This is a genomic window from Ensifer sp. 4252, assembly GCF_050434565.1.
GTDB lineage: Bacteria > Pseudomonadota > Alphaproteobacteria > Rhizobiales > Rhizobiaceae > Ensifer.
The window spans coordinates 1,280,980-1,294,729 of record NZ_JBNDIU010000001.1 but is presented as its reverse complement, the minus strand read 5'-3'; the positions used below and the strand labels follow the sequence as shown (position 1 = coordinate 1,294,729).

Below are 13,750 nucleotides of genomic sequence, written 5' to 3'. Positions count from 1 at the left end.
CGACGAGGATGGGAGGGCGAGATATTCGCACACGACGCGCGTCAAAGCCTGTTGCGCAAAAATGTGCAGCGGTTTTGCGATAGCGACATGCGTAAAAAACGAGAGCCTAAAGCGCGACAGGCGTGGGGTCGCGGCGCGCTTTAAGTTCGACGCCGCAATCTCAGATGCGCGGCTCCACCTCCGAGGCAAGCGGGATCGACGGCTGCGCACCACGCTTGAGGCAGGCGAGCGATCCGGCGACCGCAGCGCGCCTGAGCGCATCAGGAAACGCGAGCTTCTCGTCGAGGCTTGCAGCCAGGTAACCGCAGAACGTATCGCCGGCGCCGACGGTATCGACCGGATCGATCTTCAGGCCCCGGGCGCGATGGATCTCGCCCTCGTGCACGGCGACGACGCCTTCGGCACCCAGCGTGACGATGACCGTGTGACCGGTTTCGGCATGCAGCTTTTTCATCGCCTCTTCGCGCTCAGTCCCGTCGATGCCGGTCTTGCCCGCGAGCAGCTCGAATTCCGTCTCGTTGGCAATGACGATATCGGCCAACCGGCCAAGGCGAGCGGCCTCCGGCGTCAGGGGCGCGATATTGATGACCGAGCGGATGCCCTTGCGCCGGGCTTCTGCGAGCGCCTTTTCCACCGCCGCCGCCGGTATTTCCAGCTGCAGCATCAGGGTGTCGCCGGCGTTCAGGCCATCAACGGCGGCAACTGCATCGGCTTCGTTGACCGTTGCGTTGGCGCTGGCAACGACGACGATGACATTCTCGCCGTCACCGCCGACGAGGATATGGGCCGTGCCCGTCGGCTCCTCGACGGTTTTGGTCAGCGACAGGTCGGCACCAGCCTCCTTGAGCAATTCGAGCGCGCCATCGGCAAAGCTGTCCGAGCCGACGGCGCCGGCCATGTGGACGATGGCGCCGGCACGCCGTGCGGCCAACGCCTGGTTGGCGCCCTTGCCGCCGGCGGCGGTTGAAAAGCCCGAGCCGGCAACGGTTTCGCCCGGCTTCGGCAGGCGCGCGGTCGTGGCGATCAGGTCCATGTTGATGGACCCAAAAACAGTGATCATGTGAGATGTCCCGTCGAATTGCTGATTTTGGCCGGAGAGTGCCCGAGACCGTCAGTCCTCGTCAACCACCCTGAGGCGCAATTGCCCGACGCGATTGTCGACGGCATGGCGCGGTTCGGCATCCGGCCGCGCTGCACCTTCCGCCTCTAGTTCCAGCGCTTCGATCTTGGCTCCGCGGCGCGCAAGCTTGCCCGAGGAGATGAGGATCTCTTCGACATCCTTCTGGCTCATGGCGAAGTGCCCCTGCAGCTTGCGCACCCGTTCGTCGAGGCGCGTCAGGTCCTCCATCAGCCGCACCACTTCACCCTGGATGAGATGCGCCTGCTCGCGCATACGGGCGTCCCTGAGGATTGCCTGGATCACCTGGATCGACAGGAGCAGCAGCGATGGCGAGACGATGACGATCCGCTGGCGATGCGCCTTCTGGACGATCGCTTCGAAATGCTCGTGGATCTCCGCGAAGATCGATTCGGAGGGAACGAAGAGGAAAGCCGTCTCCTGCGTCTCGCCGGGGATCAGATATTTGCTGGCGATATCGCGGACATGCACCTCCATGTCGCGACGGAAGAGCTGCGCCATCTGCTGGCGGCGTTCCGGAGTGGCCGCGTCCCGCATGCCGTTCCAGGCTTCCAGCGGAAATTTTGCATCGATCACCAGCGGCGGCTGGTCGTTCGGCATGCGGATGGTGCAGTCGGGGCGGGCGCCGTTGGACAGTGTCGTCTGGAAGGCAAAGGCGCCCATCGGCAGGCCGTCGGCGACGATCGTTTCCATGCGCGACTGGCCGAAGGCACCGCGTGTCTGCTTGTTCGAAAGGATGGCCTGCAGCCCGGCCATGTCCTTTGCCAGCGACTGGATGTTGTTCTGGGCGGTGTCGATCACTGCCAGGCGCTCCTGCAGTCGCCGCAGGTTTTCGTGCGTCGCCTTGGTCTGCTCGGTGATCGAGGCGCCGATCCGGTGCGTCATGCCGTCGATCCGCTGGCTCAGCGTCTGGTTCAACTCGGCCTGGCGGCTGCCGAAGACGTCCGCCATGGCCGCGATACGGCCCTGCATTTCTGTTTGCGCTGCCAGAAGCATGGCCATCTGTTCATGACGCTCGTCGTCCCCAGCCCGCCGCCGCCGCGAACCGGACATCAGCACGAGGCCGACTGCCAGCACGGCCAGAACCATGCAGAGGTGGGCGACAGTCACCGGCACGGTGCCGATGAGAAAAACGGGCTGATCGAACGAAATTGGCGCAGGTTCCATGCACTAAACCTAACAGATTCTCTTTCGAAGACCAGATCAAAACAAGAACATTCGCCCGGCGCGGTTAACGAGAGGAGACATTGCCGGGACGTCGGCAGCGTGCGCGCCAATTTTCTTGCACCCGGACGGAAAGATCGGTTATGGGAGCAACATGACGATCAAGCCGCTTATCATCCTTCCCGATCCTGTTCTGCGTCAGGTCTCGACCCCGATCGAAACCATTGACGCCGACATCCGTCGCCTTGCCGACGATATGCTCGAGACCATGTATGACGCGCCCGGCATCGGGCTCGCTGCCATCCAGATCGGCGTGGCCAAGCGCATGCTGGTGCTCGATGTCTCCAAGGAAGGGGACGAGAAAACCCCGCATGTCTTCATCAATCCCGAAATCGTCGCTTCGTCCGACGAGTTATCGGTCTACGAGGAAGGCTGCCTTTCCATTCCGGACTATTACGCTGAAGTGGAGCGTCCGGCGGCGGTCACCGTCAAGCACCTCGATCGCGACGGCAAGGAACATATCGTCAAGGCCGACGGGCTGCTAGCGACCTGCCTGCAGCACGAGATCGATCACCTGAACGGCGTGCTGTTCATCGACCACATCTCCAAGCTCAAGCGCGACATGGTGATCCGCAGGTTCACCAAGGCCGCCAAGACCCGCGGCGCCAAGGCGATCTGATCCCCGAGCAAAGCGCCCGCATGGCGCTTTGTCGTCGAAGGGCTTGATTTGAGGCGCGGAAACCCGTTTGAAGGGGCCTGATTTCAAACGGTCGGAGTATCCGCCTTGTCGCTTCGCATCATCTTCATGGGAACGCCGGAATTTTCCGTGCCGACGCTTGCCGCACTTGCGGGCGCCGGTCACGAGATCGTCGCCGTCTATACCCAGCCGCCGCGGCCTGGCGGACGCCGGGGGCTCGATCTGCAGAAGTCGCCCGTGCATCAGGCGGCCGAACTGCTGGGCATTCCCGTGCTCACGCCCGTCAACTTCAAGGACGAATCCGACCGCCAGACCTTCCGCGATTTTAACGCCGACGTCGCCGTCGTCGTCGCCTATGGCCTGCTGCTGCCGGAGGCAATCCTGACCGGAACGCGGCTCGGCTGCTACAATGGCCACGCCTCGCTCTTGCCGCGCTGGCGCGGTGCGGCTCCGATCCAGCGCGCCATCATGGCCGGCGATCATGAGACCGGCATGATGGTGATGAAGATGGACAAGGGGCTGGACACAGGCCCGGTCGCGCTCACCAAGGCGGTGCAGATCGGCGAGACGATGACGGCGGGCGAACTGCACGACCGACTGATGCAGGTCGGCGCGAACCTGATGAAGGAAGCGATCGGCAAGCTCGAAGCCGATGATCTGCCGCTCACCGAGCAGGCGGGGGAGGGCGTCGTCTACGCCGCCAAGATCAGCAAGGCCGAGACCCGCATCGATTTTGCCAGGACCGCGCGCGAAGTGCACGACCATATTCGCGGCCTGTCGCCGTTTCCCGGCGCCTGGTTCGAACTTGAGATCGGCGGCAAGCCGGAGCGCGTCAAGGTGCTGAATTCCGAGCGCGTGACCGCGGAAGGGCCGGCCGGAACGGTGCTCGACGACACTCTCATCATCGGCTGCGGCAAAGGTGCCGTCCGGCCGACGCGGCTGCAGCGCGCGGGCGGCAAGGCGCTCGGCGTTGCCGACTTCCTGCGCGGCACGCCGGTCGCCGCCGGCGCGAGGGTTGACTGATGCCGCGCTTTCGAATGACCGTCGAATATGACGGTTCGAACTATGTCGGCTGGCAGCGGCAGGACAACGGTCCCTCCGTCCAGGGCGCGATCGAAAAGGCGATCCTGTCTTTGACCGGCGAAACGGTCTCGATCCGCGGTGCCGGGCGCACCGATTCCGGCGTTCATGCCGTCGGGCAGGTGGCGCATGCGGACCTGACGCGCCAGTGGAAACCGCACACGTTGCGCAATGCCCTGAATGCCCATCTGGGCATGGCCGGCGAGGGCGTTTCGATCCTCGAAGCCCAGGAGGTCACCGACGCCTTCGATGCGCGGTTTTCGGCGCTGCGCCGACATTACCTCTACCGCATCATCTGCCGACAGTCGCGGCTGGCGCTGGAGGCAAAACGCGCCTGGTGGGTGACGAAGCCGCTCGATCACCAGGCGATGCATGAAGGCGCGCAGCGGCTCGTCGGTCATCACGACTTCACCACCTTCCGCTCCGTCCATTGCCAGGCGACGAGCCCGATGCGCACGCTCGACCGGCTGGACGTTACCCGCACCGGTGATCTGATCGAAATTCGCGCCACCGCGCAGAGCTTCCTGCACAATCAGATCCGCTCCTTCGCCGGCTCACTGAAGCTGGTGGGCGAGGGAAAATGGACACCGGACGATCTGCGGGCGGCACTCGAAGCGCGCGACCGCAAGGCCTGCGGCCCGGTGGCGCCGCCCGACGGGCTTTATTTCATGCAGGTCGATTATTGAGAGAGAGACCGTCGCGCGCGAACGGCGCGTGACGCTTATCGGTATCGTCGTGTAGCTTTTTCAGCTCGGGATCAGGCCGAAGAACCGCTGCAGCAATTCGCCTATCATCATTGACGGCAGCAGGAAGAGCGCCGTCAGCGCCGTGGCCAGCAAGGTCTGGTTTCCGGTGATAATGCGCAGAAGCCGGAAGAGCATGCCGATGCTGACGAAGAGCAGCACCAGCCAGATCAGGCTCGTCAGCCCTTCGCTGCCGGGAATGACGAGGCGGATCGCTGCCGGCACCGCCATCGCGTAGGACAGCGGAACGGAAAGCCAGTTGGTGGTGACGACGATCGGGACAACAGCCGCGGCAAAGCCGAGCGGGCGTGCCAGGACGAAGATCAGCACGAGTGGCAGCAGCCAGCTGACGAGATCGACGACCAGAAGCTTGAAGACGAAGCTGAAGCCGACGGTCGTTCCCGAGGGCATCGCAGAGAGATAATAAAGCCGCCAGGACGCCCAGGTGACGGCAATGGCCGGCAAGCACCAGAGCATCGCTGTAAATGAACGCCACAGTCCGCTTTCGCTGAAGTCGAGCCAGCGGAAGCCCTCGCCGTTGCCCTGGATCAGCAGCCAGAGGCCCTTGATGTAGGAAAGAACCTCCTCAAGCAGCGGCATGGCCGAACCAGCTGAAGATGAAGGTTTCGTAGATTTGCGTCAGCGTCTCGAGGTCGGCGACGGCGACACGTTCGTCGACCATGTGCATGGTCTGGCCGACGAGGCCGAATTCGACGACCGGGCAATAGTCCTTGATGAACCGCGCATCGGAGGTGCCGCCGGTGGTCGAAAGCTTCGGCTGCTGGCCGGTAACCGCTTCGACAGCGCCCGACAGCGATGAGATCAGCGCGTTGTTGCGCGTTAGGAAAACGTGGCTCGGCCGTTCGTTCCAGGTGATCTCGTATCGGACCGGATCGCGGCCCGCCCGCAGCGCGCCGTCCGCTGCCGCGCGGTCGAGGCGGGCGATGATCTCCGCCATCAGGCTGTCGGCGGTCCAGGTGTCGTTGAAGCGAATGTTGAAGGTAGCACTCGCCTTCGCCGGAATGACGTTGACGGCGCTGTTGCCGACGTCGATCGTCGTCACTTCCAGGTTCGACGGCTGGAAGTTTTCCGTGCCGTTGTCGAAGGGCGGATCCATCAGCGCCTGGGTCAGTTGCAGAATGCCCCGCACCGGATTGTCCGCCAGATGCGGATAGGCCGCGTGGCCCTGGACGCCGTTGACGGTGATCCGGCCCGAAAGCGAGCCGCGGCGGCCTATCTTGATCATGTCGCCGAGCCGGTCGGGATTGGTCGGCTCGCCGACAAGGCAGGCATCCCAGCGCTCGCCCTTGGCAGCAGCCCAGTCAAGAAGTTTTGTCGTGCCGTTGATGGCAGGGCCTTCCTCGTCGCCGGTGATGAGAAAGGAAACCGAGCCCTTGGGGACCCCGTGCTTTTCGATGTGACGGGCAACCGCTGCGACGAAGCAGGCAATACCGCCCTTCATGTCGACGGCGCCGCGGCCATACATTTCGCCGCCGGCGATATCGGCGGAAAACGGACCGTGGGTCCAGGCGCTTTCGTCGCCGACCGGCACCACGTCGGTATGGCCGGCAAACATCAGATGCGGGCCTTCGCTGCCGAGCCGGGCATAGAGGTTCTCGATATCGGGCGTTCCGGCCTCCGTCGCCGTGACCCGGTCGACGGCAAAGCCGAGCGGCCCCAGCATGGCTTCAAGCGCTGAGAGCGCGCCGCCTTCGGCAGGGGTAACGGAGGGGCAACGGATGAGGGTGGCGAGATTGGCGATCGGATCGGTCGAGGTCATGTAGCGATATGCCGTCTGCGTGGCGCTGGGGCCAATGGGATTGAGGGTGCTGGTTTATCCGATCGTTGCGCGGCTGTCACGCAGGATGGACATGCATCCGACGGCTGAGATCGTCCGTCCGTCTTCAACGTAAGCGGGCCGGATCAGATCCGGCCCGCTCGAAGCGCATATGGGGCAGGGTTACCTCATTCTCCGGGCGCGAGATGAGGTGCTTCGATATGCGCTCCTGCGTGCTTCAAAGGTCGCTCGCCCGAAAGCTTGCGGATCAGCACGTAGAACACCGGCGTCATGAAGATGCCGAAGGCGGTGACGCCGATCATGCCGGCAAAGACCGCGACACCCATGGCCGAGCGCATTTCGGCGCCGGCGCCGGTGGAGATCACCAAGGGCACGACACCCATGATGAAGGCCATCGAGGTCATCAGGATCGGCCGCAGGCGCAGCCGGCTCGCCTCGATCGCCGCCTGGACGGCGGTGCTGCCTGATAGTTCCAGTTCGCGGGCGAACTCGACGATCAGGATCGCGTTCTTGGCGGAAAGCCCGACAAGCACGATCAAGCCGATCTGCGTGAAGACGTTGTTGTCGCCTCCCGTCAACCAGACGCCGGCAAGGGCGGCCATGATGCCCATCGGCACGATCAGGATGATTGCTATCGGCAGCGTCAGGCTCTCATACTGGGCGGCCAGTACCAGATAGACCAGCAGCAGCGCCAGCGGGAAGACGAGCATGCCCGAATTGCCGGCAAGAATCTGCTGGTAGGTCAGGTCCGTCCACTCGAACGAGATACCCGGCGGCAGCGTTTCGGCGGCGATCTTCTCGATGGCGGCCTGCGCTTGGCCCGAGGAGAAGCCGGGTGCCGGACCGCCGTTGATGTCGGCCGACAGGAAGCCGTTGTAGCGGATCGCCCGCTCGGCGCCGACCGTCTGCTCTACCTTCAACAGCGCCGACAGCGGGATCATCTCGCCCGATTGCGAACGCACCTTCAGCTTGCCGATGTCGTCGGCATGGCTGCGGTAGTTGGCATCGGCCTGGACGCGAACGCTGTAGGTGCGGCCAAACGCGTTGAAGTCGTTGACGTAGAGCGAGCCCAGATAGATCTGCAGCGTTTCGAACACATCGGTCACCTCGACGCCGAGCTGGCGCGCCTTGACGCGATCGAGATCGGCATAGAGCTGCGGCACGTTGATCTGGAAGCTCGAGTAGATACCAGCCAGCTCCGGCGTCTGGTAGGCCTTGGCAAGGAACGCCTTGGTCGCCTCGTTCAGTGCCTGGTAGCCGAGGCCGTTCTTGTCCTCGATCTGCAGCTTGAAGCCGCCGGTGGTACCGAGACCCTGGACGGGCGGCGGCGGGAACATGGCGATGAAGGCATCCTGGATCGCGCCGAATTCCTGGTTCAGCTGCATGGCGATCGCGCCGCCCGAAAGTTCGGGCGTCGTGCGTTCCTCGAATGGCTTCAGCGCCACGAAGACGATGCCGGAATTCGACGAGTTGGTGAAGCCGTTGATCGACAGGCCCGGGAAGGCGATGGCGTTTTCGACGCCGGGATGCTTGAGCGCGATGTCGCTCATGCGGCGGATGACGTCTTCCGAGCGGTCGAGCGTCGCTGCGTCCGGCAACTGCGCAAAACCGATCAGATACTGCTTGTCCTGGGCCGGCACGAAGCCGCCGGGAACGGCGCGGAACAGGACGAAGGTGACGCCGAGCAGGACGACATAGACGCCCATGATCAGCGACTTGCGTGTCAGGATCCGGCCGACGCCGCGGCCATAGGCTTCCGAGCTGCGTCCGAAGAAGCGGTTGAAGCCGCGGAAGAACCAGCCGAACACCCTGTCCATGGCGCGGGTCAGCCAATCCTTCGGTGCGTGGTGATCGCGCAGCAGGAGGGCGGCGAGCGCAGGCGAGAGCGTCAGCGAGTTGATGGCGGAGATCACCGTGGAGATCGCGATCGTCAGCGCGAACTGGCGATAGAACTGCCCGGTCAGGCCGGTAATGAAGGCAAGCGGTACGAACACCGCGACGAGCACCAGCGCAATCGCGATGATCGGTCCGGAGACTTCCTGCATCGCACGGTAGGTCGCCTGGACCGGCGACAGACCCTGCTCGATATTGCGCTCGACGTTTTCGACCACGACGATGGCGTCGTCGACGACGATACCGATCGCCAGCACCAGTCCGAACAGGCTGAGCGCATTGATCGAGAAGCCGAAGACGTACATCACCGCAAAGGTGCCGACGATCGAGACGGGAACCGCCACGAGCGGGATGATCGAGGCGCGCCAGGTCTGCAGGAAGACGATGACGACGATGACGACGAGCGCAATCGCTTCAAGCAGGGTGTGAATGACCGACTCGATCGAGGCGCGCACGAACTGGGTGGTATCGTAGACGATCTCGTAATCGACGCCGTCAGGCATGGTCAGCTTCAGCTCGGCCATGGCCTTGTGGATGTTTTCCGAGATCTGGATCGCGTTCGAGCCCGGCGCCTGGAAGACGCCCATGCCGACCGCGGCCTTGTTGTCGAGCAGCGAGCGCAGCGAGTAGTCGGCAGCGCCCATTTCGACACGCGCGACGTCGCCGAGGCGGGTGACCTCGCCGCCGGCGCCAGACTTGACGACGATGTCGGCAAAGTCCTCAGGCGTCTGCAGGCGGCCTTGCGCGTTGACGGAGAGCTGCAGGTCGAGCCCGGGAACCGACGGCGAAGCGCCGATGACGCCGGCTGCGGCCTGGACGTTTTGCGCCCGGATGGCGTTGGCCACGTCGCTTGCCGCAAGGCCGCGCTCGGCAGCCTTCTGCGGGTCGATCCAGATGCGCATCGAATAGTCGCCGCCGCCGAAGATCTGCACCTGGCCGACGCCGTCGATGCGGGCGAGCCGGTCCTTGACGTTCAGCACGCCGTAATTGCGCAGGTAGTTGATGTCGTACTGGCCGTTGGGCGACAACAGGTGCACGACGAGCGTCAGGTCCGGCGAACTCTTGACGGTGGTGACGCCGAGACGGCGCACTTCCTCCGGCAGGCGCGGCTCGGCCTGCGAGACGCGGTTCTGCACCAGCTGCTGGGCCTGGTCCGGGTCGGTGCCGAGTTCGAAGGTGACGGTCAGGGTCATCAGACCGTCCGCTGTCGCCTGGCTCTGCATGTAGAGCATGCCCTCGACGCCGTTGATCTGTTCTTCGAGCGGCGTTGCCACGGTTTCGGCGATGACCGCCGGGTTGGCACCCGGATATTGTCCCCGCACGACGATCTGCGGCGGCACGACTTCGGGATATTCGGAGATCGGCAGACCGGTCATGCCGATCAGGCCGCCCACGAAGATCAGGACCGAGAGAACGCCCGCGAAGACCGGGCGGTCGACGAAGAAGCGTGAGAAATTCATTGACGTATCCCCCTTGGGACGAGTTCAGGCAAATCTCCTTTCGTCGCGGCGAGAATGCTCGCCACGCGCCGGGATCTGCAGAGTGATGTCTGGGCGGCCTGTCCGCTTCGGCGAGAGCCGAAGCGGATGCCGTCATGCCTTATTTCGTGGCGATCGACGCCGTGGTTTCTTCCACCTGCTGCGGTGCCACGAGCACACCCGGGCGCACCCGCTGCAGGCCGTTGACGACGATGTTCTCGCCGGTCTTCAGGCCGCTTTCGACGATGCGCAGTCCGTCGGAGTTCGGACCGAGCGTCACCTGGCGGTATTCGACCTTGTTGTCGGAGCCGACGACGAACACGAACTTCTTGTCCTGGTCGGAGCCGATGGCGCGATCGCTGATCACGAGTTTTTCTTCGGGCTCGGGTTCGCCGATGCGAATGCGCACGAATTGGCCCGGGATCAGTCGTCCGTCGGCATTCTCGAGCGCGGCACGGACGCGGATCGTGCCGGTTGCCGCATCCACCTCGTTGTTGATGAGCTGGATATGGCCGGAGATCGGCGTGCCTTCGTCGGCAGCGGTACCGATCTGGACCGGGATGCGTTCGATGGCACTGCCGCCGGCCGAGGCCGAGAGACGTGCGAGTGCGGTGGTGACGACCTCTTCGCTGGCGCTGAAGCTTGCATAGATCGGGTCGACCGAGACCAGCGTTGTCAGCACCGGCGAGGCGGAACCAGCCGCGACGAGATTGCCGGCGGTCACCTCCAGCCGGCCGACGCGGCCGGAGATCGGTGCCTTGACCTCGGTGTATTCCAGATCCAGTTCGGCGGTACGCAACGCCGCCTTGGCGGAGCGCACGCTTGCCTGCGCCTCATCGAAGGCGCTGAGGCGCTGGTCGACGCCGCTCTGCGGGATGGCGCTCGTGGTCACGAGCTTGCGTCCTCGGTCGAGTTCTGTCCTGGCGAGCGCGACGCGTGCCTCGGCTGCTGTGACCTCGGCTGCTGCCCGATCGACGGCTGCGGCATAGGGCTCTGGGTCGATGGTGACCAGCAGGTCGCCCTTTTTCACCAGCGCGCCTTCGCGGAAGTGAGCCTGAAGAATGGCGCCGCCGACGCGGGGGCGAATCTCGACGCGTTCGATCGCTTCGAGCCGCCCGGAAAAATCTTCCCAGGTGGTGATGCGGCGCGACTGCGCCTTGGCCACGGAAACCGGCACGGCCGGCGGTGGGGCGGCTGCCGTTTCGGTTGCCGCATCCGCCTCGAAGTGCTGCGGCAGGCCGAGAAGAACGGCGGCACCGCCGGCGGCGGACAATAGGATACTCAGGCCGGCGCCCCAAAGGGCCCGGCGGGTCATTGTCGATGTCATTTTTCTCTCCTTGCCGGTTGGGAGCCGGCTTTTCTTGCTGCTGTCGTCAGCGAAAGGGAAAGGCCGGCGGCCCTGTCGTCCTTGTCTAACGCATCGTCATTTCCGCCGGCTTCGCTCCTGCTTGTTGAAAGAAGCGGGAAAAGATGCCGGTAATCGTTTCTTCCTGGGAGCCCCAGGTTTCAGCGTTCACGGTATTTTCCGGTATCCACCCGGCGCGGCCGGGAAGGATATGGGACTGAACGCTCACACCCGCCTGCCGAAGACGGTCTGCATAAGCAGCAGTCTCGTCGCGCATCGGGCATTCCTCGCTGGTCAGGATGAGCGAGGGAACAAGGCCGGCCAGCCGCGTACAGTGCGCCGGAGCGGCATAGGGATGCGTGAATCCACCGCATTCGCCGAGATACCGTTGCCAGCCTTCGGCGATCGATTGCACCGAACCTTCGGGACAGTATTTGCGAAACGATGCAGTCGCCAGGCACGGATCGAGCATCGGTGAGAGAAGGATCTGCCCCTTCAGGTCGGTGAGGAACTGGTCGCGGGCCATCAGCGCCACGCCGGCTGCCAAGTTGCCGCCCGCCTCCTCGCCAGCCACAAACAGCATCGACTTTTTGTGCGCGAATTGCGGGCAGCGCGCACGCATCGAGGAAAGCATGGAATAGGTGACGTCGAGTGCGGCCGGAAACGGATTGAGGCAGGCAGAGGAATATTCCGGCGAGATGACGACGGCGCCGGCTGCCGCAAGCGCCTTGGCGACGCGCTCGCCGGCTGCGATCGAACTGCCGACGAAGGAGCCGCCATGCAGATGCAGCACCACGGGCGGCGGATTGAGCAGAGTCTCGCCACGATAGACACGTGCCGAGCACGAGCCTTGGCCCGTCTGCATCGTCTCTACTGTAAAGCGTTCACCCATCTCTCTTGCCTTTGCCACGGGGTCATCCCACATGAGGCGACAACCCGCCATGGTGGGAGAATAACATTGTCTTCTGTCTGGAATAGTCCGTCCAATCCGACTACACTATTCAGTATCTCGAACAATAACGGCTATTGAAAATGGACCAGCTCACGGCCATGCGCGCGTTTCTCCGCGTTGTCGAAACCGGTAATTTCACACGTGCTTCCGCTTCGCTCAATATGCCCAAGGCGACCGTCACCAATCTCATCCAGGGATTGGAAGCGCATCTGCGCACCAAGCTGCTCAACCGCACGACGCGGCGGGTTCTGGTGACGCCGGATGGTGCACTCTACTATGAGCGCGCCGCGCGCCTCGTGACCGACCTCGATGAGCTCGACGGCAGCCTGTCGAGCGCCCAGACCTTGCCGAAGGGGCGGCTGCGCGTGGAGATGGCGAGCGCCCTTGCCAACCTCATCGTCATCCCGGCTCTGCCCGAATTCCACAAGCGCTATCCAGACATCCAGATCGACCTTGGCGTCTCGGACCGCACGGTCGATTATGTCGCCGAGAATGTCGACTGCGCCATTCGTGTCGGCACCTTGACCGACCAGTCGCTGATTGCCCGGCGCATCACCGACATGAGCTTCATCGCGTGTGCAGCGCCCGATTATCTCGACCGCTGCTCGACGCCGCAACATCCTTCAGACCTTTCAAAGAATTGTTACGTCGTCGGTTACTTCCGCCCGCAGACCGGCCAGCAGATGCCGTTCTACTTCAAGCGCGGGGCCGAGGAGATCGAGGTCCATGGCCGCTATGCGGTGGCCGCCAACGAATCGACCACCTATCTCGCCGCCGCCCGCGCTGGCCTCGGCGTCATCCAGGCGCCGCGCTTCATGGTGCGTGAGGATCTGAAGACCGGCGCCATGCGGCCGGTGCTCACGGACTGGCAGATCGAATCGATGCCGATCTATCTCGTCTATCCGCCCAACCGGCACCTGAGCAGCCGCTTGCGCGTCTTTGCCGATTGGGTGGTGAAAGTCGTCGCCCAGTCGCAGCTCGACGGCGAATAGACCTACTTTCCTCGCTCGGCATCGTAGCGTTCACGCGCCGCGTCGAGCGTGCCGAAATGCGTCTCGGCCCAGCGATCAAGCACCAGCAGCGTTTCGCTGAGCGAACGGCCGACAGCGCTGAGGCTGTATTCCACATGCGGCGGCACGGTCTTCTTGTCTTCGCGAAGGACAAGGCCGTTGCGCTCCAGCTCCTTCAGCGTCTGTGTCAGCATCTTCTGTGAGACATTGCCAAGGCGACGCATCAGTGCGGCGTTGCGCATCGGCCCTTCCTCGAGCGCCGAGATGACCAGCATCGCCCATTTGCTGGCGATCAGCTCCAGCGCATGGCGCGAGGAGCAGGTCGGGTCGAAGACGTCAGGAGTGGAGGTAAGGGGCGCTTCAAGCGGGTCTGTTGAGATTTTCATAGTTACCAAAAGGTGCGTAATTGCTCTTCGGTGCCTACCCTACCAGATTGTTCTCCAGATGGAAAT

Annotated in this window: 12 protein-coding genes; 4 read left to right on the top strand and 8 right to left on the bottom strand. The window is 63.7% G+C overall.

The features are described 5' to 3' along the window. Positions 1-160: 160 nt before the first annotated feature. Positions 161-1,060: a ribokinase gene (locus ABIE33_RS06280; RefSeq protein ID WP_429122695.1), complete on the bottom strand. Its 900-nt coding sequence runs from the start codon at positions 1,058-1,060 to the stop codon at positions 161-163. A 51-nt stretch (positions 1,061-1,111) separates the two neighbouring features. After that, positions 1,112-2,305 (bottom strand): DNA recombination protein RmuC, encoded by a 1,194-nt coding sequence (locus ABIE33_RS06275; protein WP_429122692.1) that lies wholly within the window; start codon positions 2,303-2,305, stop codon positions 1,112-1,114. Between the two features lie 151 nt (positions 2,306-2,456). Here ABIE33_RS06275 and def point away from each other — a divergent pair, with 151 nt between their 5' ends. The 3 genes from def to truA all read left to right on the top strand — a co-directional run bounded on the left by def (position 2,457) and on the right by truA (position 4,765). Continuing rightward, positions 2,457-2,981 carry a peptide deformylase gene (def, locus tag ABIE33_RS06270; protein ID WP_429122689.1) on the top strand — a complete coding sequence of 175 codons (525 nt, stop codon included), beginning with the start codon at positions 2,457-2,459 and terminating at the stop codon, positions 2,979-2,981. Between the two features lie 105 nt (positions 2,982-3,086). Next, a complete protein-coding gene (gene fmt / locus ABIE33_RS06265) occupies positions 3,087-4,022 on the top strand; it encodes a methionyl-tRNA formyltransferase (RefSeq protein ID WP_429122686.1) in 936 nt (311 codons plus the stop codon). Beyond that, positions 4,022-4,765 (top strand): tRNA pseudouridine(38-40) synthase TruA, encoded by a 744-nt coding sequence (gene truA, locus ABIE33_RS06260; protein WP_429122683.1) that lies wholly within the window; start codon positions 4,022-4,024, stop codon positions 4,763-4,765. Before fmt ends, truA begins: the two co-directional genes overlap by 1 nt. A gap of 60 nt (positions 4,766-4,825) precedes the next feature. Here the strand turns inward: truA and ABIE33_RS06255 are convergent, their stop codons facing one another. From ABIE33_RS06255 to ABIE33_RS06235, 5 genes are all read right to left on the bottom strand, one after another. Beyond that, a complete protein-coding gene (locus ABIE33_RS06255) occupies positions 4,826-5,422 on the bottom strand; it encodes a hypothetical protein (RefSeq protein ID WP_429122680.1) in 597 nt (198 codons plus the stop codon). Beyond that, positions 5,409-6,602: a succinyl-diaminopimelate desuccinylase gene (dapE, locus tag ABIE33_RS06250; RefSeq protein ID WP_429122677.1), complete on the bottom strand. Its 1,194-nt coding sequence runs from the start codon at positions 6,600-6,602 to the stop codon at positions 5,409-5,411. Before dapE ends, ABIE33_RS06255 begins: the two co-directional genes overlap by 14 nt. Positions 6,603-6,787: 185 nt before the next feature. Continuing rightward, a complete protein-coding gene (locus ABIE33_RS06245; RefSeq protein WP_429122674.1) occupies positions 6,788-9,973 on the bottom strand; it encodes an efflux RND transporter permease subunit in 3,186 nt (1,061 codons plus the stop codon). A gap of 139 nt (positions 9,974-10,112) precedes the next feature. Further along, positions 10,113-11,318 (bottom strand): efflux RND transporter periplasmic adaptor subunit, encoded by a 1,206-nt coding sequence (locus tag ABIE33_RS06240; RefSeq protein WP_429122672.1) that lies wholly within the window; start codon positions 11,316-11,318, stop codon positions 10,113-10,115. 85 nt (positions 11,319-11,403) lie between these two features. Beyond that, positions 11,404-12,228, bottom strand: a complete 825-nt coding sequence (locus ABIE33_RS06235; RefSeq protein ID WP_429123138.1) for an alpha/beta hydrolase — start codon at positions 12,226-12,228, stop codon at positions 11,404-11,406. A 140-nt stretch (positions 12,229-12,368) separates the two neighbouring features. Here ABIE33_RS06235 and ABIE33_RS06230 point away from each other — a divergent pair, with 140 nt between their 5' ends. Then, positions 12,369-13,280, top strand: coding sequence for a LysR substrate-binding domain-containing protein (locus ABIE33_RS06230; RefSeq protein ID WP_429122670.1), 912 nt, complete (start codon positions 12,369-12,371; stop codon positions 13,278-13,280). A gap of 2 nt (positions 13,281-13,282) precedes the next feature. On the opposite strand, the gene ABIE33_RS06225 is transcribed toward ABIE33_RS06230, so the two are convergent. Continuing rightward, positions 13,283-13,684 carry a winged helix-turn-helix transcriptional regulator gene (locus ABIE33_RS06225; RefSeq protein ID WP_429122667.1) on the bottom strand — a complete coding sequence of 134 codons (402 nt, stop codon included), beginning with the start codon at positions 13,682-13,684 and terminating at the stop codon, positions 13,283-13,285. Positions 13,685-13,750: the final 66 nt, after the last annotated feature.